The organism is Streptomyces sp. NPDC031100, from assembly GCF_055570785.1.
This window is the reverse complement of sequence record NZ_JBVIGN010000007.1, coordinates 111,612-131,175: the sequence shown is the minus strand read 5'-3', so window position 1 is coordinate 131,175 and position 19,564 is coordinate 111,612. Positions and strand designations below refer to the sequence as shown.

Genomic DNA, 19,564 nt, shown 5'->3' with positions numbered 1-19,564 from the left:
TGCATCCGGAAGGCGCCGCAGGGCCGGGTACCGAGCGTCTGCCCATGCCGCGGCGACGCACTCGCCCGTAAGCTGGAAAACCGCCTCTAACCTGGAAAACAGCAGCACACCGCACTGGGGAGGCCTGAGCGATGGCCGAGATGCCCTTCCAGCAGGACGTGTCCGGGAGCCCCCGCTACCTGCCGATCGCCGAGCACGGCCTCATCGGCGACCTGCGCAGTGTCGCCCTGGTCGGCACCAACGGCACGATCGACTGGTACTGCTGCCCCTCCTTCGACTCCCCGAGCGTCTTCGCGGCGATCCTCGACGCCGAGCGGGGTGGCCGATTCGAGCTGGCGGCCGCCGTACCGGCACGCACCAAGCAGTTCTACTTCCCCGATACGAACGTGCTGATCACCCGCTTCTTCACCGAGGAAGGCGTCGGCGAGGTGCAGGATTTCATGCCCGTCTGCTGCGACGAGTCGCACGAGGTGCGCCGGCACCGGCTGATCCGGCGCGTGGTGTGTGTCCGCGGCACTGTGCCGTTCCGGGCCCTGATCGCCCCGCGCTTCAACTACGGCGCCGACCCGCACATCCTGCGCGACGTCGACGGCATGGTCTTCTTCGAGTCCCCGGAGCGGTCTCTGGCGCTCACCTCCACCGTGGCGGTGGAGTGCGACGGCCGCGACGCATGGGCCGACTTCAAACTGATCGAGGGCGAGACGGCGGTGTTCGCCCTCGACCAGCTCGGCGAAGAGGTCATGCCCCGCGGCTGCGCCCACGCGGAGGCGGAGCACGAGTTCAACGCCACCGTCGCCTACTGGCGGAGCTGGCTGCACCAGTCCCGCTACCGCGGCCGCTGGCGCGAGATGGTGCACCGCTCGGCGCTGACCCTGAAGCTGCTCACCTACGCCCCCACCGGCGCCATCGTCGCCGCGCCCACCACCAGCCTGCCCGAGCAGCTCGGCGGCGAGCGCAACTGGGACTACCGCTATGTGTGGGTCCGCGACGCCGCCTTCGCGGTCTACGCACTGCTCCGGCTCGGCTTCAGCGGCGAGGCCGCGGCCTTCATGAAGTTCCTGACCACGCACATCAGCCCCGGCGACGGCGCCGCCTCCGGACCGCTGCAGATCATGTACGGCATCGACGGCCGCGCCGACCTGCCGGAACGCGAGCTGCGCCACCTGGAGGGGTACCTGGGCTCCGCGCCGGTCCGGGTCGGCAACGCCGCCGCCGACCAGCTCCAGCTGGACATCTACGGCGCCCTGATCGACTCCATCTACCTCTACGACAAGTGGGCGCAGCCCATCTCCAGCGGGCAGTGGGACGATCTGTGCCAGTTGGTCGACTGGGTGTGCGACCACTGGGACCAGCCCGACGAGGGCGTGTGGGAGACGCGCGGCGGCCGCAAGAACTTCCTGTACTCGCGGCTGATGTGCTGGGTGGCGATCGAGCGGGCCATCCGCCTCGCCACCCACCGGGGGCTGCCCGCCGACCATCGCCGCTGGCGCCAGGCCCGGGACACCATCTACCGGAGGATCATGGACCACGGCTGGTCGGAGCGCCGGGGCGCCTTCGTGCAGTACGAGGACGCCGACGTCCTCGACGCCTCGGTGCTGATGATGCCGCTGGCGAAGTTCATCGCGCCCACCGACCCGAAGTGGCTGTCCACCCTGGACGCCCTCACCGAGGACCTGGTCTCCGACTCCCTGGTCTACCGCTACGACCCGCAGGCCAGCCCCGACGGGCTGCGCGGCGACGAGGGCACCTTCTCCATCTGCTCCTTCTGGTACGTGGAGGCGCTGGTCCGGGCCGGCCGGGTCGACGAGGCCCGGCTGGCCTTCGAGAAGATGCTCACCTACGCCAACCATCTCGGCCTGTACGCCGAGGAGATCGGCCGCACCGGCGAGCAACAGGGCAACTTCCCGCAGGCGTTCACCCACCTGTCCCTGATCAGCGCCGCGTTCAACCTGGACCGGGCCCTCGGCTGAGACCCCGGCCCCGCGGCTCCTCGTTCAGGCGAACCGGGAGCTGGGGACCGGCCCGGCGGACGAGAGCCGGGCGCGCTCGCCGTTCAGCCAGGTGCCCCGCACGGCCGAGGCGAACGCGGCGAACGCCTCGTCGGGATCCGCCGAGCCCTCGCCGTCGCCGTCGCTGTCGTCGGTGGCCAGGCTCGCATGCGTGATCCCGGCGGCGACACCGGCGGCGATCTCCGCCTCCGGACGGTCGTCCGCCGGACCCTCCTCGACCCCGCCGTCCGCGCCCTGGCGCAGCTGCCCGGCCCAGGGCGCCACCACCGACTGGTGCAGCAGGCCGACGCTGTCCGCGGTGACCGCGGGCGCGTCCGTCCAGCAGCTCGCGTGCTCGTGCAGCACCTGCCCGGGCACGCGCTCGAGGAGCTGTCCGAGGACCTCCGGGCCGTCCTCGTGGGCCGCCAGGCCGTTCAGGTCGTACGCCACGACGACGGTGTCCTCGCGGCCGGGTGCGAACGGCCTGGCCGGCAGGTCCAGCACCTCGGCCGCGGCCAGGCCCAGAATCCGTGAGTCGCGGTCGGGCAGCAGGGACACCGACCGCGGCCGCACCTCGGCCGCCGCCAGCAGCGTCCGCAGCCGCAGCAGGCCCCGCAGGCACAGCTGCGGGCCGTCCTGCAGCCAGGCGTACCGGCCGGTCATCCCCGCCTCGAAGCCGAACGGGGAGAGCGTGCCGAGGACCGTGCCGCCGATCACGTACTGCCAGCCGCGCAGATCGGTCGCATCCAGTCCGCCCGCCCGCTCGGTGTCCACCGCACGCGCGAGCATGCGGCTCTGCCGGTCGCGGGCGGGCTGCCACCGGGCGTCCTCCGGGTCGGACAGCAGCGCGTGCTCGCGCCGGGCCACGGCCAGATCGCCCGCCATGATCGCGTTGAACACCAGCAGATAGCGGTCCGGCCAGTCCTCCAACCCGCCCTCGAACCCGGTCAGTTCGGCCATCGCCTCGCGGTGGCGGCCCTCGTCCTCGTACGCCGACACCAGCTCGCGCAGCACCGCATGCGCGCCCGGACTGCGCCGCAGGGTCTCCCGCAGGGCGGGGATCGCCAGATACGAGGCCCCGCGCTCGATGCACGCGTACCCGAAGTCGAAGAGCGCGCGCGGCCGGCCGGGGTCCGCGGCGAGCGCGGTCGCCGCCCGGGCGAGGTCGTCGAAGCCCGCCGACGCGGCGGCCCGCCCCACCACCAGCGCCACCTCGCCGAGCGGCTGGTCCTCCCCGGCCGCCCGCAACTGCCGCAGCGCTCCGGGGACATCGCCGGAATCCAGGGCTTCCCAGGCCGTGAGGAGTTCGGGGGACTTCGGTCGGCGATTCCTGCGCGAGAACATGACGGAGATCCTCACAGGGCGCCTGATGGGTCCTCAACACATTTCCGTGCGGGCGCTCAGGGCAGTGGCTGCTCCGCCCAGATGATCTTGCCGTCGGACGTGTAGCGGGTGCCCCAGCGGTCCGCGAGCTGGGCGACCAGGAACAGGCCCCGGCCGCCCTCGTCGGTGGTCGCCGCGTACCGCAGATGCGGCGAGGTCGTACTGCGGTCGGAGACCTCGCAGATCAGCGTCCGCTCGCGCAGCAGCCGTACGCCGATCGGGCCGCGCCCGTAGCGGATCGCGTTGGTGACCAGCTCGCTCAGGATCAGCTCCGTCGTGAACGCCGCCTCGTCCAGGCCCCATTCGGCCAGCTTCCGGGTGACCGAGGACCGTACCTCCGAGACGGCCGCCGGATCGGACGGCACCTGCCACTCGGCGACCCGGTCGGCGCCCAGGACGCGGGTGCGGGCCACGATCAGCGCGACGTCGTCGCTGGGCCGGTTCGGCAGGCGGTCCAGCACCGTGCGGCAGGTGTCCTCGGGCGAGGCGCCGGGCGTGCGGCCGAGGGCGTCGCGCAGCATCTCCAGGCCGGCGTCGATGTCCCGGTCCCGGTCCTCCACCAGACCGTCGGTGTAGAGCACCAGCCGGCTGCCCTCCGCCAGTTCCAGATCGGCCGTCTCGAACGGCAGCCCGCCGACGCCCAGCGGGGGACCGGCGGGCACGTCCGTGAACTCCACGCTCCCGTCCGGATGCACCAGCGCGGGCGGCGGATGGCCGGCCCGGGCGATCGTGCACCGCCGGGACACCGGGTCGTACACCGCGTACAGACAGGTCGCGCCGGTGACCGCGGCGCCGTCGTCCTGGGTTTCGTCCTGGTCGATGCGGCTCACCAACTCGTCCAGCAGGCCGAGGAGTTCGTCGGGCGGCAGATCGAGCGCGGAGAAATTGTGCACCGCCGTGCGCAGCCGGCCCATCGTCGCCGCCGCGTGCAGCCCGTGCCCCACCACATCGCCCACGACCATGGCCACCCGGGCACCGGACAGCGGCAGCACGTCGAACCAGTCGCCGCCCACCCCCGCCTGCGCCGGCAGATAGCGGTAGGCGATGTCCAGGGCGCCCTGCTCGGGCAGGGAGCGCGGCAGCAGGCTGCGCTGGAGCGTCACCGCCATGCTGTGCTCACGGGTGTAGCGGCGGGCGTTGTCGATGGACACGGCGGCCCGCGCGACCAGTTCCTCGGCGAGGGCCAGCTCCTCGGCGTCGAACGGCTGCGGCTTCTCCGAGCGCCAGAAGGTGGCCAGGCCGAGGACCAGACTGCCGGCCCGCAGCGGCACGGTGATCAGCGAGTGGACGCCGTACGCCACGACCTGCTCGGTGCGCTCCAGATCCTGCGCCATCCAGCCCGGCGCCTCGCGCAGCACGGGCTCGACGACGGACTGCCCGGTCGTCAGGCTCCGGGCCTGCGGCGAGGTCGCCACGAACCGGATGTGCTCGCCCACCGGATACAGCGGGGCGTCCGTGCGGATGCCGCTGCACGCCGCCCGGCGCAGTGCGGTCCCGGGCCTCGGCTCCTCTCCGCGCAGCACGGCGTCGAACAGGTCCACCGTGACGAAGTCCGCGAACCGGGGCACGGTCAGCCGGGCCAGCTCATCCGCCGTGCGGGACACGTCCAGGCTGGTGCCGATGCCCACCCCGGCGTCGTACAGCATGTTCAGCCGCTCGCGTGCCACCTCGGCGCGGCCGGAGAGGGCGCGCAGCTCGGTGGAGTCGCGCAGCGTGGTGACGCTGCCGGGCGGGCCGCCGCGCAGGTCGGTGGGGCGCTGGTTGACGGCCAGCAGCCGGTCCTTGACCAGATGCACCTCGTCCGTGGCGACCCGCCCGGAGGCGAGCAGCCCGGCCGTCTCGTCGTCCAGACCCAGCTCCAGGACATGCCGCTGCTCGGCGTCCTCGGGCAGGTCCAGCAGTCGCTGGGCCTCGTCGTTGGCGAGCAGCAGCCGGCCGTCGCCGCCGACGATGAGCACGCCCTCGCGGACGGCGTGCAGCACCGCGTCGTGGTGCTCGTACATCCGCGTCATCTCGGACGGGCCGAGCCCGTGCGTCTGCCGCAGCAGCCGTCTGCTGACCAGGGCCGTGCCCGCGGTGGCCAGCGCGAGCGCGGCGGCGGCCGCCGCGAGCAGCAGGGGCAGTTGCTGCTCGGCGGCCCCGCCCACGTGCGCGGTGGTGATCCCGGCCGACACCAGGCCCACCACCTGGCCGCCGGAGTCCTTCACCGGCACCACGACCTGCACCAGCTCGCCGATCGTCCCGTGGACCTCCTCGACGACCGTGCCCCCGGCCAGGGCCGGCCCGATGGTCCCGACGAACTTCTTGCCGATGCGGTCCGGCTTGGGGTGCGTATAGCGGATGCCGTCGGTGTTCATCACGACGATGAAGTCCACGCCGGACGCCTTGCGGGCGGCCTCGGCCTCCGGCTGGAGGACGGCCGTCGGGTCCGGGGCGCGCAGCGCGGCCGCCGTGCCGGGCGCGTGGGCGAACGTCTCCGCGACGGCGAGGGAGCGGTTGCGGGCCTCCTGGCTGCTGTCGTGCCGCACCTGGAGCACCTGCGCCACCACGGCCGCCACGACCAGCACCAGCACGATCACCACTTGGAGGACGAACACCTGTCCGGCGACGCTGCGCCCGGTCAGCGCCGACCGCAGGAACCCCGGGCGGCCCCCGCGCGCCCCCCGTGCGTCCGGCCGCGGGCCCTGCGCCGCGCGCGGGAGCCCGAACGGACGGGGTGGCCGCGTCGCGGGCCGGCCGGGCAGTCGGACCATGAGCCCATGTCTACACTGCCCGGCCCCGTCAGGCGAGGGCGTTGCCCGAGGCGACGGCCGGAGTTTTGGGCGGCGTGCTCCGGTCATCTGCGGTGCGCGGGGCGGCGGGTGGCGAGGAGCAGCGCCACGTCGTCCGGGCGGTCGGTGGCGTGCCGGGCGGTGGCGGTGAGCCGGTCGGCGACCCCGGCCAGGGACCGCCCGCCGCGCCGTCCGGCGACGGCGCCCGCCTTCGCCAGCGCCAGGCGCAGCGCGGTGATGCCGTCGTCGATGTCGGCGCCGGGCCGCTCCACGAGCCCGTCGGTGTACAGGGCGAGGATCGCGTCCGGCTCCAACCGCAGCTCGGCCACCGGGTACTGGGCGTGCGGATCCACCCCGAGGACGACACCGCCGGGGATGTCCAGGATCCGGGTACGGCCGTCGGGGCAGCGCAGCAGCGGCGGCGGATGCCCGGCCCGGGCGACCCGGGCGTGCCCCGTGGCCGGGTCGAGGCGGAGGTAGCAGCAGCTGGCGAACTGGCCCGGGTCGAGGCCGATGAGCAGGTGGTTCGTGCCGCTCATCACCTCGTCGGGCGGCCGGTCGCCGAGCGCGAAGGCACGCACGGCGCTGCGCAGCTGGCCCATCGTGGCCGCCGCCTGCACCCCGTGCCCCTGCACATCGCCGATGACCAGTGCCAGCCCGTCGCCGGCCTCGACGACGTCGTACCAGTCCCCGCCCACGTCCATACCCTGGGTGCCCGGCAGATACCGGCCCGCCGTCTCCACCTGGGGATGCGTGGACAATCGCCGGGGCAGCAGGGCCTGCTGGAGGCCGCGGGCGAGCGCGGCCTCGCTGTCGTAGCGCTGCGCCTTCTCCATCGCGTGCGCGATCAGCCCGGCGAGCGCGGTGAGGACCGTACGCTCCTCCGTGCTGAAGCTGCGCGACCGGTCGAAGCCGAGGATGCAGGAGCCGACCGGCCGCCCGGAGGCGATGAGCGGAAGGAAGGCGCGGGCCCCCTCCTCGGCGTCCATCGGGATCCCCGGATAGGTGGCCGCCAGCTGCTGCATCGACTCGAAGAAGATCGGACGGCCGGTGGTGAGGGTCTCCACGCCGGGCAGGTGCGCGTCGAGGCCGACGCCGTCGAAGGGGGCGAGGAAGCCCTGCGGGAAGCCGGTCTCCCAGGCCAGGTACAGGTGCCGCTCCTGGAGCAGGTAGATGGCCAGGCGGCGGCCGCCGAACGCGGGCAGCAGCTCCTGCATGACGACCGCCGACACCTGCCGGGCCGTCACCGCGTCCGTCAGCGCGATGGCGAGGGCGATCGGCCGGTACAGCGGCGTCAGCGAGGCATCGCCGGCCGACGCGTCCCGGGGAGCGTGCAGGCCGGCCACGGTGAGGGCGTCGGGGGCGGGCTCCGCGGGGGCGTCCACGCGGCTGGCCGGGACGAGCGTGCAGGTGAGGATGTCGGCACCGGGGTGGACCGACAGGGCGAGCCAGTCGCCCGTTCCGGGCCCCGCCTGGGCGCAGGCCGGTCGCCGTACGTGGACGTGCACCGGTTCGTGTGACAGCAGCACGCTGCGCAGATGGTCGTCGTACGGCGGCCCGGCGAGCCACGGCATCGCGTCCCACAGCGCACGGCCGAGCAGCCAGACCCGCTCCCGGCCGGCCATGCGTGCCGCGGCCGGGTTGATGTACACGATCCGGCCGAGCCGGTCCAGGCAGAACACCCCCTGCGGCAACAGGTCGGCCGCGCCGTCCGCCGAGGCGCCGGGGCCGGGGTCGAGGACGATTCCGGAGACCGGGGACGCCGTGCCGGGCTCCGGCGCCGGGCTCAGGTCCAGCAGCCGTGGGGAGCCTGCCGACGACCGCATGGTCAGGGGCGCGGGGGGCGGTTTTCCGGCGGCTGTCTCGTGCAGCGCGGCCAGGATCCGGTGGGCGTCGGCGGGGGAGAGGGCGTCCGCGAGCGCCGGGCCGGTGCTCTCGAACTCGCCCGGATCCAGCCCGAGCAGCGTGTGCAGCCGGTCGTCCGCGCACACCGCCGAGGTCGTCGGATCCCAGGTGAACCGCCCCACGCGGGCCTCGGCCGGCCGGCTGGTGGGCGGCTCCACGCACAGCGGCTCCGCGTCCCAGGCGACCGCCGCCTCGTCCCCGTCGGCGAGGCCGAGCAGCTCGGCGCCCAGCCCCTCGGCCAGGCGCACGAGCAGCTCCCGGTCCAGCAGTTCGTCCACGGTGTCCGACGTCGAGGGGCGCAGCACCGTGAGCACGCCCAGGGGCTCGGCGATGCCCGGCACGGGCACGTACACCGACCCGAAGGGGAAGGGCAGACCGGCCGCGAACTGGGGATAGCGGCGCGCCGTCTCCGAGGCGTTCGGCAGTGCCACCTGCACGCCGAGCCGGTAGGCGTCGGCCACCGGGAAGGGGCGGCCGAGGTGCAGCCGCCACCAGGGCCGGAACAGCTGGCCGGGCAACCCCACGAGCACCGCGAGGCGCAGCAGTCCGGGGGTGCTGGAGCGCAGGTACACACCGGCCACGCGCCCGCCGGCCGCGCCGAGCGCGCCGGTCGTGGCGTCGACCAGCAGCGCAGCCAGCCGGGCCCGTGTGCGGACCGTCTGCTCCCGGATCCCAGCCATGGGCCCTTCCTCGTCCCGTGCCGCCGGGTGGATGACACAAGAATGCGCCACGACGGTGGCGAAACGCACGTGGGCGGGAGAAGAGGGCCGGGCTGCGGCTCCGCCTCACACCTCTGCCTCACCGGGGTGGCGGGACCCCGGAGGCGCTCCTAGTAATGGACATGGTTATGGACGTGGTAACGCTGCGAGCCGCACGCGGGGGCGCCGGTGCGGCCGCACCCCTCTCCTGGAGGCCAGATGACGACCCGTTCTTCGTCCCCCCGGCCCGACGACGCCTGCGTCATACGGCCCGCACCGGCCGCCACCGGCTTCGCCGCACTGTCCCCGGACCTCACCTGGCCCGAGCCGTCCCCGCCGAAGATCCCCGAGGCCCCGATCGCGCAGGCCCCGCGCGAGGAGCCCTTGCCCATGCAGGACCTCCACGGCGACCCGCTGCGCGCCTTGGTCCGTACGGCGGTGGCCGACCGTCCCGTGGAGGACGTCGTCCGGCTCATCACCCTGCTGGAACGCGCGCCCGAGCACGCCCGGACCGCCGAGGAGGCGCTGCGCGCGGTCGGTGTCGACCGGTCCGTCGAGGATGTCGCCCGTCTGGTCGCCCTCCTCGCCTGTCCGCCCCGGGACACCGGCAGCGCGGACGCGGCGATCCGCGCCGCCGCCGAGTGCCGCCCCCTGGACGAGGTCACCCGGCTGATGGAGCTGCTCCACCGCTCTCCCGTCGAGCCCCACTGCGGGCAGGCCGTGGTCGAGGCGGCGGCCGTCGGGCGCCCCGTCGAGGAACTCGTCGAGCTGATCGCCCGCCTCGCCGACGACCGGGCCGGGCGCGGGGCGACGCTGCCCGAGCCGGCCGTGCTGGAACCCGCACCGGCGCCGCCCCCGCCCGTGGCGCCGACACCGGACCAGGCCGCCCCCTGCGCTGCCGGCCGTGGCCCGACGGCGCTGTGCGAGGCCGCCCCGAAGCCCCGGCAGACCGCCGAGAACGGCCCGGACGCCGGGTCCCCCAAGGCCCCCCTGTGGCTCGCCCGCGCCGCCGCCCTGCTGGCGCTCCTCTGCGCTGCCGCCCACGCCCCGCGCTACTGGACCGTCCTGCCGCACGACGTGCTGCAGGCGACCCTGCTCGCCTCGGGACTCTGCGTCCTGCCCGCCCTCGCCCTGCCCGCACGGGCCGTGCCGACCCGGCTGGCGGCGGCCGTCGTGGCGCTCCTGGTCACGGGGGTCCTCGCCGCGGGGCAGGCGCTCGGCATCCGGCTCGGCCTGCCGGACCCGGAACACCTCCAAGGGCTGATCCTGGCCCCGCCGTGGCTCGCCGGCACGGCGGCAGCGGCGGCCGCGCTCGCGGCCCTGGCGGTGCTGCTCGCCGGCCTCGGGACGCCGAACGCCCGCCACGCCAACGGCCGTTGAGTCAGACCGCCGTGGCCACACCCACGGGGCGCAGCACCAGGTGACCGTCCGCGCGGGCGGCCGTCATCGCGAACGGGAAGGCGTCCGCCTCCAGGCACATCGGCACGTCCTCGGGGTGGACACCCGCCCAGCCGAGCCGTACGCCTTCGGCAAGCCGGGCGGCGGCGTCGGAGTGCCGGGCCCGCTCCAGGTACGGCCCGGGATCGGTGGTGGCCGAGGCGGCACGGGCCGCGATGTACTGGGCGCAGGCCAGGTCCTCCTCGGCCCGCCCGCCGTCCCCCGTGACGACGAAGGTCACCGCTTCCGGCCGGGCGCGCCGCAGCATCTCGGCGGTCGCCCCGGCCACCAGGAAGCTCGCGCACAGCAGCAGCCGAGCGTCCGCGACCGCCAGCGCCCCGGCCGTCCCGGCGGTGGTCTTCTGCACGACCGTACGGCCCCGCACATCGAGCGCGCGGAGCCGGGCGGGTGAATTGGCCAGGTCGAAGCCCGGCACCGGCGGACCGTCCTGGAAGGCCAGCCAACCCGGGTGACGGGCCTTCAGATCCAGGGCCTCCTCCTGCGTACCGGCGAAGACGATCTTCTCCGCGCCGCGCCGGAACGCCCAGGCGGCCACGGTGAACGCGCGCATCACATCGACGACCACGGCGACATCAGGGGCGGTCGGCAGGTCGGGGATCCCGGTGAACGTGGGCTGCATCGCTCCATGGTGCGGCAACCTGCGCGCACGCGGGGGAGGTTCAGGACTCCGTGGACCCGGGCGGCAGGGTGCGGGCGGTGCGCAGGCTGCGCAGTGCGAGCAGGAGGACGGCGATGTCGTCCAGGTAGACCGGGTCGGGCAGCAGGTCCGTGGGCAGGACCAGATACAGGACCGCGCCCCAGAACACCCAGCGGGGTCCCGTGGGCAGACCGGCCCGCTGCAGGACGCGCCGGGCGCGCACCAGCCGCACCAGCAGGCCGACGGCGACGGCGAGCAGCAGCGCCGCGACGACGGCGGCGATCACCAGCAGGGTGGTGGTGGAATCCATGCGGCCGCCTTTCCTCCAGGGCTCACGCCGGGTTCGTGGTGTCCGGGCCGTCGCCGCCGGGCGGGGTGTCCGGGCGCGCACCCTTGGGGGTGAACTTCAGCCGTTCGAAGGTCCGTGTCAACTGCTGCAGCGGAGAGGACGTCCGGGTGCCGGGCTGCTGCTGCCGGCGCGGCAGGGCGGGCGGAGCGGGCGTGTCGCGGTAGGCGGCCAGGGCCTGGTGGGCCTGCTCGGCGGCGTCCCGGTACAGGTCCCGGGACGTCGTCATGGCCTCCAGCGCCTCGGCGTACATGGCGACGAGCCGCCGCTCGCGCTCCAGCTCCTCCTGGAGGGTCATGAGGGTCCAGTTCTCGCGCAGGTCCGTCAGCGCCTCCTGGGCGCCCTGCGGCAGCGGGCGCGGCAGGGCGGCGAAGTGCCGCAGGGCCGCGACGAGTTCGGCCGGCTCGGAGCCGTCCAGGAAGACGGAGCGCACGCTGTGCTCCCGGCCGTCGTAGCCGTCCGGCGCCGGGTCCGGGGGCAGCAGGACGGCGCCGCCGCGCGGCACCTCGACGTCGAGGACCTTCAGCGCCCAGTTGACGGCGCGCAGCTGCTGCGGCGCGGCCCGGTGCTCCACCACGCGGTGCCGCAGCCCCGGCGGCAGCAGCTGTGCCAGCGGCAGCCGCCCGCGCTCGTCCGGGGTCATCGCCTCATGGACGACGACGTGGACGCACCAGGCCTCGCGGGCCGCGTCCCGCAGCCGGCGCCGCATCTCCTTGTCGTCCTCGGGCAGCGCGTTCACCTGCCGGAACCGCAGGCCGGCGATGGTCGGGTGATGGTCCCAGGCGCCGTCGGCGCCCTCCGCCGGTCCGGCCTCGGGCCAGAACAGCGTCGCCGGGGACGGCCAGGCCTCGTCCCACGGGTGTTCCGCCTCCGCGACGAGCCTCCACTCGTGCCCCTCCGGCCGCACCTGCCGAGGGACGAGGGTGAGCCGGGCCCGCACGGTCACCGTGCCGCCTGCCCGCCAGCGCGCCTCGAAGATCCGTTCTAGAGAATCCTCGGGTGCGGGCGGCTCGGCGAAGTCGTCGATGTCGCCGCTCTCCTTGTGCCGGCGCAGAGTGCGGCGGACGACGTCCTCGGCGGCGGGACCGGTGTGGCGGCCGCGGGCCGCCCAGAGGGTCTGCGGGATCGTGGCGCGGTCGGTGGCGGAGTTCGACATGGGCCAATCTGCTGATGGGGACGGGTGTGCCCTTCAGTATCCCCGCCAGGTGACATTCCATGTCGGCCGGGGCTCCGGGCGGTGCGGCGCGGTGGGCTCGCGCCCCGCGCACGGGATGTGCGCCCCACACCCGGGGTGTGCGTCGCGCGCATCGCGCGACCGCTGTTCACTCGTCCCCGGGCCGTCACCCGGTGCCGACAATGGTCCGTCGAACGGGGCCCGCCCGACCATCCGCCAGGGGCAGGCCCCGTTCGTCGTGCCTGCAGCCCCGTCCACTCGATATATATCGGAAGCCGATATATTCTGGCTGCATGGTATCGAGGAGCATGACCCGTGCGGCGTTCTTCGTCCTCACGGCACTCGCCGACCAGCCGCGGCACGGCTACGGCATCCTGCGCGAGGTCGAGGAACTGTCCGACGGAGAGGTACAGATGAGAGTCGGCACCCTGTACGGCGTGCTGGACCGGCTGACCGCCGACGGGCTGATCGTGCTGGACCGGGAGGAGGTGCAGCAGGGCCGCCTGCGGCGCTACTACCGGCTCACCGACGAGGGAGTGGCCGCCCTCGACGCGGAGGCCGAGCGCATGGCCGCCGGCGCCGGCGCCGCCAAGCGGCGCATCGCCCAGGGGCGCCGGGCCGCCGCCCCGGCCGGCACCGCCCCCGAACCCCCGACGGCACCCGGACTCGCGGGAGGCTTCGCATGACCACCTTGCTGGAATCCCGCTACCGCGCCGTTCTCCGCCTGCTCCCCGCCTACTACCGGCGCGAGCGGGAGGAGGAGATGGTCGAGACGTACCTGTGGGACGTCGACCGCGACACACAGGACCAGAGCCGGCCCACGCTCGGCGAGGTGGCGAGCATCGCCGCCCTCGCCGTGCGCAGCCGACTGGGAGCGCCCGGGGCGCCGCGCCGCTACGTCCTCCTCGGCTCGACCGTCCGGCTCTTCGCGCTGTTCGCCGTCCTGGTCCAGGCGGCCGCCGCGGTCGTCGACCTCGTCATCGAAGTGACCTGGGCGGCGAGCCGGGGCGGCACGGGGCGGCACCTGTTCCTGTCGCAGTTCACCGATCAGGGACTGCTCACCACGGTGGTCACGGCCGCCCAGTGGATCCTTCCGCTGCTGTGGACCGTCGCGTACTTCGCGCTCCTCCATGACCGCCGCGCCCTCGCCCGGGTGTCCGCGCTGCTCGCCGCGCTGCCCACCCTGTGGCCGCTGCTCGGCCCGCTGACGGGCGCGATGGTCCCAGCCGACCCGGCGTTCGCCACCGCCTTCGGGCTCCTGGCCTGGCTGCCGGCCCTCGCGCTCTGCGCCGCCCACCACCGGGACGCACCGCCGGCCCGGCTGCCCGTCGGCTCACCGGGGCTGGCCTTCATGACCGGCTGTGTGGTGATGGGCGCGTCCATCGTGCTGCTGCCCGCCATCCCCGACCTGGCCTGGGCGCCCGCGAGCTGCTACGTCGTGGGCGCGCTCGGCTGGCTCCTGTGGCAGGCCCGGGGCGGTGACCGTACGACGCCCGGCGGCGCGCTCGCCCTGGCCGCCCTCGGCCTGCTGCTCCTGGTCGTGCGGGTCGTGGTCCTCTACCCCTGGCTTCACCTGCCCGTGCCCGCTGCCTACATCGGCGCCGGTCTCGTACAGACCGCCGCGCTCGCCCTGCTGACCGTGGCGCTGGCGGTGGTCGGCCGCAGGGACCTCGTCGCGGCCGAGCCGGGCCTGTCGTGACCGGCCCGCCCCGGGTCAGTGCGGGAACGCCCGGGGCGCCCGCTGGCGCGGCAGCTCCTCACGGAACCCGGCGATCAACGAGCTGATCTGCCGCATCAGCATCGTGCCCGCCAGCCGGTCGAGGTAGAGGTTCGCACGGGCCAGCGCGGGCAGGTCCACACAGAAGTAGAGGGACATCAGCGGGTTGACGAACAGCTCGCTGTCCCGGGTGCGTTCGGTGAACCGCACGTCACCGAAGTCCCCGCGCACGGCGGCAGCGACCGAGCCGTGGACGATGCTGGGATAGCTCTCGTGGCACTGCTGAGCATGCGCCACCGCGTCGAGATACAGCGCGCCCTCCTGACTCTCCCGGGGGAGCGAGAACGCCCCCAGATAGGCCCCCTCGCGGTCCAGGGCGGCCAGGTTCTCCAGGAACAGGGAGTGGTTGACGCCGTGGTAGGCGTCCACCCCGAAGCCCAGGCAGGCCACCAGCCGGTGCGGGACCTCGTCGAGACCGGCGACGGCGGCCAGGCTCGCCATGTCCTCCTCCGGGGTGCCGAGCCCGTGCTCGTCCCCGCGCATCAGGATGTCGGTACCGCCGTCCACCAGCACGACGGCGTCCACGCCCCCCAGATGATCGAGGAGCGCCCGGTAGGCGGCGCGCAGCGGTTCGACACCCGTACGGGGAAAGGCGTACACGGTGTCGGGCAGCCCCTGTCCCGCGAGCCAGCGGGCGAGCGCGCGCTCGGGGAAGTAGTCGCCGCGCAGCGGGGTGTCCGGCCGGACCGCGGCGACGTCCTCCGCCACCCAGCTGTCCAGGTCCAGGCCGTAGAGGTCGGAGAAGGACAGGTTGGCCAGCTGGACCTGCGCACCGGCCGACCGCAGTGCGAACGCCAGGGGCAGTCCGGCGTAGACGTCGAAACCGCCGCCCGCACCGGCGACGAGCACCCGGCGCGCTTCGCGCAGACGGGTGAAGAAAGGGGGCTCACGCAGGGAGAACACCTCAGGACCCTAACAGGGGCCCTGGGCGGCCTCGTTGGACTCGCTCCGAAGCCTCCCAGGCGCTCCCGTGAATCAGGCCCCGCTCTCCCGCAGCATGTCCTCACGCTCGACGATCTTCACGCGCTCACGGCCCTGCGGCTCGCCCAGCGCCCGCTCGGCGGCGTCCAGCTTGTACCAGCCCTCCCAGGTGGTGAAGCGGATACCGCGCTCGGCGAGGAAGGAGTCCACGGCCTCCGGCGCGGGCGAGTCCGGCGCGTGCAGACGGCCGTTCGCGAAGTCGTCCAGCAGGTTGGCCACGGTCTCGTTGGCATCGCCCTTGGTGTGGCCGATCAGGCCGACCGGGCCGCGCCGGATCCAGCCGGTGACGTACGTCGACCGGAGGTGCTCGCCGCCCTCCTCGATGACCCGGCCGCCCTCGTCCGGGACCGTGCCGGACTCGATGTCCCACGGCAGCTTGGGCAGCTTCTCGGAGAGGTAGCCGACGGCGCGGTAGATCGCGGTGACGTCCCAGTCCTTGAACTCGCCGGTGCCCTTGACGTTGCCGGTGCCGTCGAGGGCGGTGCGCTCGGTGCGCAGGCCGACGACCTTGCCGTCCTCGCCGAGGACCTCCGAGGGCGACTCGAAGAAGTGCAGGAACAGCTTGTGCGGCCGGTCGCCGACGTCGCGGATCGCCCAGTTCTCCAGGGTCTTGGCGACCATGTCGGCCTGCTTGTTGCCGCGCCGGGTCTCGATCGAGCCCTCGTCGTAGTCGATGTCCTCGGGGTCGACGATGACCTCGATGTTCGGGGAGTGGTCCAGCTCGCGCAGCTCCATCGGGCTGAACTTGGCCTGCGCCGGGCCGCGGCGGCCGAAGACGTGGATCTCCAGCGCCTTGTTGGCCTTCAGGCCGTCGTAGACGTTCGCGGGTATCTCGGTCGGCAGCAGCTCGTCCGCCGTCTTGGCGAGGATCCGGGCCACGTCGAGCGCCACGTTGCCGACACCCAGCACCGCGACCTTCTCGGCCTCGAGCGGCCAGGTGCGCGGGACGTCGGGGTGGCCGTCGTACCAGGACACGAAGTCGGCGGCGCCGTACGAGCCGTCCAGGTCGATGCCGGGGATCGGCAGCTCGCGGTCGGCCATGGCGCCGGTGGAGAAGATCACCGCGTCGTAGAAGGCACGCAGGTCGTCCAGGCTGATGTCGGTCGGGTAGTCGACGTTGCCGAACAGACGGATCTGGGGCTTGTCGAGCACCTGGTGCAGGGCGGTGATGATGCCCTTGATGCGCGGGTGGTCGGGGGCGACGCCGTATCGGATCAGGCCGAACGGGGCGGGCATCCGCTCGAAGAGGTCGATGGACACGCCGGGTTCGGCGGCCACCTCGGACTTGAGCAGGGCGTCGGCGGCGTAGATCCCGGCGGGGCCGGCTCCGACGATGGCTACCCGCAGGGGGCGCGGCATGATCAGTTCCCTTCGAGCGTGATCAGGTACTCGATCGGGAAGCCTAGACTAAGGCAGACCTAAGTTAGTACGCGGGTCCGGTCTATGACCCCATAAGCGGACCTTATGACCTGCCCAGGTGGCTCTTATGGAGCGAGGGGTGAGCGCGCGTGGGCGGACGTGGGGAGACGACCGTCGTGGTGACCGGCGGCAGCGGCTTCGTCGGCAGCCATCTCGTACGGCGGCTGCTGGAGCGGGGCCATCGGGTCCGCACCACCGTACGCCGCACCGCGAACGCGGCGAAGGTCCGGCCCCTGTGGGAGATGCAGGAGGAGTTCCCCGGCCTGCTCACGCTGTTCGAGGCGGACCTGCTGAAGGAGGGCTCGTTCGACGAGGCGTTCCGCGGCTGCCCGGTCGTCTTCCACGTGGCCTCGCCCTTCCTCATGCCCGAGCGGATCAGGGACGCCCGACGGGACGTGGTGGACCCGGCGCTGCTCGGCACCCGCGACGTGCTGGCGAGCATCGAGCGGACCCCCGAGGTCCGGACGCTGGTGTTCACCTCCACCGTCGGCGCGGTCTTCGGCGACTACGCGGACGTCCTGCGCATGGACGGCAAGCTGCTGTCCGAGCGGTACTTCAACACCACCAGCACGGCGGAGAACAACCCCTACCACCACGCCAAGACCCTCGCGGAGCGCGCCGCCTGGGAGGCCGAGGCGGCACAGGACCGCTGGCGCCTGGTGTCCGTGAACCCCGGCCTGGTCCTGGGCCCGTCCCTCACCCCCGCGTCCGAGTCCGGCAGCCTCTTCCTCCTCGACGAACTCTTCAAGGGCTACTTCTGCTACGGCGCCCCCGACTTCAGCTTCACCACGGCCGACGTACGGGACGTGGCCGACGCGCACATCGCGGCCGCCGAGAACCCCGGGGCCAAGGGCCGCTACATCGTCGCGGCGGAGACGATGACCTCGTTCCTCGAGATGTCCCGCATCATCCGCGCCCGCCACCCCTACGACCCGCGCCTGCCGCGCACCGCGCTCCCGCACTGGCCGGTGCGCATCCTGGGCCCGTCCTTCGGCCTCACCCAGGACTACATCCGCAAACACCTCGGCATCCGCTTCCGCGTCGACAACAGCCGCAGCATCCATGAACTGGGCCTCACCTACCGGCCGGTGGAGGAGACTCTGCTGGACCACTACGAAAGCTGGCGCACGCGGCGACGGCATCACAGCTGAGGCGGCCGGCTGCCGGGGGAGAACCCCCGGTCAGGCCCGGTCCGTCACGCGGGCCGTATCACCCGGTGGATCGCCGCCTCCCCGGCACCGTAGATCGACTCCTCGCGGATGTACGACCCCGGGCCCGGCGCGTGGATCATCATGCCGCTGCCGACATACAGGCCCACATGCCGGTCGTCGTCGAAGAAGAGGACGAGGTCGCCGGGTTCGAGGCCGGTGAGCGTGACCGGGGTGCCGGCGAGCGCCAGCTGGTGCGCGGCACGCGGCAGCGTGACACCGGCCGCCTTCCACGCCGCCCCGACGAGGCTGGAGCAGTCGTACGAGTCCGGCCCGGTGGCACCCCACACACACGGCTTCCCGATCTGTGCCCGAGCGAACGCGATGGCCTTGGCGGCCCGCACCGTGTGGGGGGATCGGGGGGCACTGCCGGGGAGGGGGAAAGAGCCGGTGTCTGCGACGGGGAGGGGGAGGGAGCTGGTGTCCGTGAGGGGATTGCCGGTGGGCGCTGCGAAGACCCCGGTGTTGTTAGGTGCGTTGGTGGTCAGCGGTGCGAAGGAGCCTGTGTCGGTGAGCGGGTCGGCAGTCAGCGGTGTGAAGGAGCCTGTGTCGGTGAGCGGGTCGACGGTCAGAGGTGTGAAGGAGCCTGTGTCGGTGAGCGGGTCGGCAGTCAGCGGTGTGAAGGAGCCTGTGTCGGTGAGCGGGTCGACGGTCAGCGGTGCGAGAGAGCCCGTGTCGGTCACCGGAGTGGTCGTCGTGAGCGGGGTGGCCGTACTCGGGGTCGGCACCTCGACCGGCGTCGTCCACTGCGGCTGCTGCCACTGTCCGGTGTCGAGCTGAGCCGGCTGCTCCAGTTGTCCTGCCTGCTCCGACACCTGCTGTGCCCCGGTGTTCCAGGCGCCCCGTGCGGAGGGGAGGGCGGCGGGCGTGGCGAGCCGGGCGGCGTACCGGAACAGCACGTCCCCGGCCGCGGCCAGCTTGCGCCGGTTGTTCGCCTTGAAGTGCGCGGGGGAGGGGCGTAGGGGCGCGGCCGCGGAGCCCGGAAGCTCCTTGGGCACCCGAACCGGGATGTCCGCTGCGGCGGGCAGGACAGCTGTGCCTGCGCCCGTCAGCTCCGGCATGCCCCGGCCCGGCGTCTGCGCCGGACCCGTCCCGGTCGAGCCCGGCAACTCCACGGCGTGTCTGGGGAGTTCCATGGGGAGAGCACCGCCCGGGGTGCCGGTGGTCCCCGCTTCCAACGCAAGCCGGGGACGGCCGCTCGGGTCCGTCGACGAGCCGGGCGGCAGCGCGGGCATCGCGCGATCGGCGGGCCGGCCGGACGAACCGGGGCCCAGTTCCGGCAGTCCGATGTTCAGGGCCTCTTGCATGCCGCCCTCCCCCCGGTCCCGGGAGCGGGCCGGCGCCGCCGGGCGGGCGGGTCGGCGGTCGGCGGGGAGCGCCGCGGGAACCGTCGGCCCGAGCTTGGCGCGCGCCACGTCGAACCACTGGCGGGCCACTGCGTCGAGGGCGGGATCCTGTTGCCCGCCGGACCTCTTGGCCAGCGGGACCCCTCTCCTGCGTGTCGCCGCCGACATGGCCCGGGTCGCGTTGTAGTTCCCCGTCGCGTTCTCGGCCTGGTCGTAGAGGGAGTTGATCCGCTGCAGGACCTCGTCGCGGCTCTCCGGCGCCATGGAAGACGTGCTCCTTCCTTGCCCCACAGGGCAGTTGGGCCGATCCCGGAGTCGGTCGAACCCCGGCCCCGGACGCCACGGCGGATTCGCTGGGGGCAGCCGGGCGGCCTGGCGTCAACCTAGCCAACTTGTGTCACTCGTGTGAAGGTTGAAGGGCGGAATGTCCGATACATATTTGTGATGTTCGCCGTGGCATTCGAGCGGGAAAG

At 73.5% G+C, this 19,564-nt stretch carries 14 protein-coding genes; 5 read left to right on the top strand and 9 right to left on the bottom strand.

Annotated features, from left to right (window positions below; genetic code table 11):
- The first annotated feature begins 131 nt into the window (after positions 1 to 131).
- Complete coding sequence (locus ACZ5DS_RS20890; RefSeq protein WP_468240600.1) at positions 132 to 1,970, top strand: glycoside hydrolase family 15 protein; 1,839 nt, start codon at positions 132 to 134, stop codon at positions 1,968 to 1,970.
- A 24-nt stretch (positions 1,971 to 1,994) separates the two neighbouring features.
- On the opposite strand, the gene ACZ5DS_RS20885 is transcribed toward ACZ5DS_RS20890, so the two are convergent.
- The 3 genes from ACZ5DS_RS20885 to ACZ5DS_RS20875 form a co-directional block, all read right to left on the bottom strand.
- Positions 1,995 to 3,332, bottom strand: coding sequence for a hypothetical protein (locus tag ACZ5DS_RS20885; protein WP_468240597.1), 1,338 nt, complete (start codon positions 3,330 to 3,332; stop codon positions 1,995 to 1,997).
- A 56-nt stretch (positions 3,333 to 3,388) separates the two neighbouring features.
- A complete protein-coding gene (locus ACZ5DS_RS20880) occupies positions 3,389 to 6,124 on the bottom strand; it encodes a SpoIIE family protein phosphatase (protein ID WP_468240595.1) in 2,736 nt (911 codons plus the stop codon).
- 83 nt (positions 6,125 to 6,207) lie between these two features.
- The gene (locus ACZ5DS_RS20875; RefSeq protein ID WP_468240592.1) at positions 6,208 to 8,727 is read right to left on the bottom strand and encodes a SpoIIE family protein phosphatase; all 2,520 of its coding nucleotides are present in this window, start codon (positions 8,725 to 8,727) and stop codon (positions 6,208 to 6,210) included.
- A gap of 237 nt (positions 8,728 to 8,964) precedes the next feature.
- On the opposite strand from ACZ5DS_RS20875, the gene ACZ5DS_RS20870 reads away from it, so the two are divergent.
- On the top strand, positions 8,965 to 10,125 hold the full coding sequence (locus ACZ5DS_RS20870) for a hypothetical protein (RefSeq protein ID WP_468240590.1): 1,161 nt from the start codon (positions 8,965 to 8,967) through the stop codon (positions 10,123 to 10,125).
- A gap of 1 nt (position 10,126) precedes the next feature.
- On the opposite strand, the gene ACZ5DS_RS20865 is transcribed toward ACZ5DS_RS20870, so the two are convergent.
- The 3 genes from ACZ5DS_RS20865 to ACZ5DS_RS20855 are packed head-to-tail and all read right to left on the bottom strand — an operon-like array spanning position 10,127 to position 12,342.
- The gene (locus ACZ5DS_RS20865; RefSeq protein WP_468240587.1) at positions 10,127 to 10,822 is read right to left on the bottom strand and encodes a 2-phosphosulfolactate phosphatase; all 696 of its coding nucleotides are present in this window, start codon (positions 10,820 to 10,822) and stop codon (positions 10,127 to 10,129) included.
- 40 nt (positions 10,823 to 10,862) lie between these two features.
- Positions 10,863 to 11,150 (bottom strand): YkvA family protein, encoded by a 288-nt coding sequence (locus tag ACZ5DS_RS20860; protein WP_468240584.1) that lies wholly within the window; start codon positions 11,148 to 11,150, stop codon positions 10,863 to 10,865.
- 22 nt (positions 11,151 to 11,172) lie between these two features.
- Positions 11,173 to 12,342, bottom strand: a complete 1,170-nt coding sequence (locus ACZ5DS_RS20855; protein ID WP_468240582.1) for a hypothetical protein — start codon at positions 12,340 to 12,342, stop codon at positions 11,173 to 11,175.
- A gap of 326 nt (positions 12,343 to 12,668) precedes the next feature.
- Between ACZ5DS_RS20855 and ACZ5DS_RS20850 the strand changes: the two genes are divergently transcribed.
- Positions 12,669 to 13,046: a PadR family transcriptional regulator gene (locus tag ACZ5DS_RS20850; RefSeq protein ID WP_468241267.1), complete on the top strand. Its 378-nt coding sequence runs from the start codon at positions 12,669 to 12,671 to the stop codon at positions 13,044 to 13,046.
- Positions 13,043 to 14,059 (top strand): hypothetical protein, encoded by a 1,017-nt coding sequence (locus ACZ5DS_RS20845; RefSeq protein WP_468240580.1) that lies wholly within the window; start codon positions 13,043 to 13,045, stop codon positions 14,057 to 14,059. The genes ACZ5DS_RS20850 and ACZ5DS_RS20845 overlap by 4 nt, the downstream gene beginning before the upstream one ends.
- Before the next feature lie 15 nt (positions 14,060 to 14,074).
- Here ACZ5DS_RS20845 and ACZ5DS_RS20840 read toward each other — a convergent pair whose 3' ends face one another.
- Positions 14,075 to 15,040, bottom strand: coding sequence for a DUF1152 domain-containing protein (locus tag ACZ5DS_RS20840; protein ID WP_468240577.1), 966 nt, complete (start codon positions 15,038 to 15,040; stop codon positions 14,075 to 14,077).
- Between the two features lie 72 nt (positions 15,041 to 15,112).
- The gene (locus ACZ5DS_RS20835) at positions 15,113 to 16,477 is read right to left on the bottom strand and encodes an FAD-dependent oxidoreductase (protein ID WP_468240575.1); all 1,365 of its coding nucleotides are present in this window, start codon (positions 16,475 to 16,477) and stop codon (positions 15,113 to 15,115) included.
- A 149-nt stretch (positions 16,478 to 16,626) separates the two neighbouring features.
- Between ACZ5DS_RS20835 and ACZ5DS_RS20830 the strand changes: the two genes are divergently transcribed.
- The gene (locus ACZ5DS_RS20830; protein WP_468240572.1) at positions 16,627 to 17,688 is read left to right on the top strand and encodes an NAD-dependent epimerase/dehydratase family protein; all 1,062 of its coding nucleotides are present in this window, start codon (positions 16,627 to 16,629) and stop codon (positions 17,686 to 17,688) included.
- Between the two features lie 44 nt (positions 17,689 to 17,732).
- On the opposite strand, the gene ACZ5DS_RS20825 is transcribed toward ACZ5DS_RS20830, so the two are convergent.
- Positions 17,733 to 19,355, bottom strand: coding sequence for a C40 family peptidase (locus ACZ5DS_RS20825; protein WP_468240570.1), 1,623 nt, complete (start codon positions 19,353 to 19,355; stop codon positions 17,733 to 17,735).
- Positions 19,356 to 19,564: the final 209 nt, after the last annotated feature.

Bases quoted from the DNA above. Each gene is read 5' to 3' on its own strand.
- ACZ5DS_RS20880 (WP_468240595.1), bottom strand. From the start codon at position 6,124: ATGGTCCGACTGCCCGGCCGGCCCGCGACGCGGCCACCCCGTCCGTTC.
- ACZ5DS_RS20865 (WP_468240587.1), bottom strand. From the start codon at position 10,822: ATGCAGCCCACGTTCACCGGGATCCCCGACCTGCCGACCGCCCCTGAT.
- ACZ5DS_RS20885 (WP_468240597.1), bottom strand. From the start codon at position 3,332: ATGTTCTCGCGCAGGAATCGCCGACCGAAGTCCCCCGAACTCCTCACG.
- ACZ5DS_RS20870 (WP_468240590.1), top strand. From the start codon at position 8,965: ATGACGACCCGTTCTTCGTCCCCCCGGCCCGACGACGCCTGCGTCATA.
- ACZ5DS_RS20845 (WP_468240580.1), top strand. From the start codon at position 13,043: ATGACCACCTTGCTGGAATCCCGCTACCGCGCCGTTCTCCGCCTGCTC.
- ACZ5DS_RS20890 (WP_468240600.1), top strand. From the start codon at position 132: ATGGCCGAGATGCCCTTCCAGCAGGACGTGTCCGGGAGCCCCCGCTAC.
- ACZ5DS_RS20850 (WP_468241267.1), top strand. From the start codon at position 12,669: ATGACCCGTGCGGCGTTCTTCGTCCTCACGGCACTCGCCGACCAGCCG.
- ACZ5DS_RS20855 (WP_468240582.1), bottom strand. From the start codon at position 12,342: ATGTCGAACTCCGCCACCGACCGCGCCACGATCCCGCAGACCCTCTGG.
- ACZ5DS_RS20825 (WP_468240570.1), bottom strand. From the start codon at position 19,355: ATGGCGCCGGAGAGCCGCGACGAGGTCCTGCAGCGGATCAACTCCCTC.
- ACZ5DS_RS20835 (WP_468240575.1), bottom strand. From the start codon at position 16,477: ATGCCGCGCCCCCTGCGGGTAGCCATCGTCGGAGCCGGCCCCGCCGGG.
- ACZ5DS_RS20875 (WP_468240592.1), bottom strand. From the start codon at position 8,727: ATGGCTGGGATCCGGGAGCAGACGGTCCGCACACGGGCCCGGCTGGCT.
- ACZ5DS_RS20860 (WP_468240584.1), bottom strand. From the start codon at position 11,150: ATGGATTCCACCACCACCCTGCTGGTGATCGCCGCCGTCGTCGCGGCG.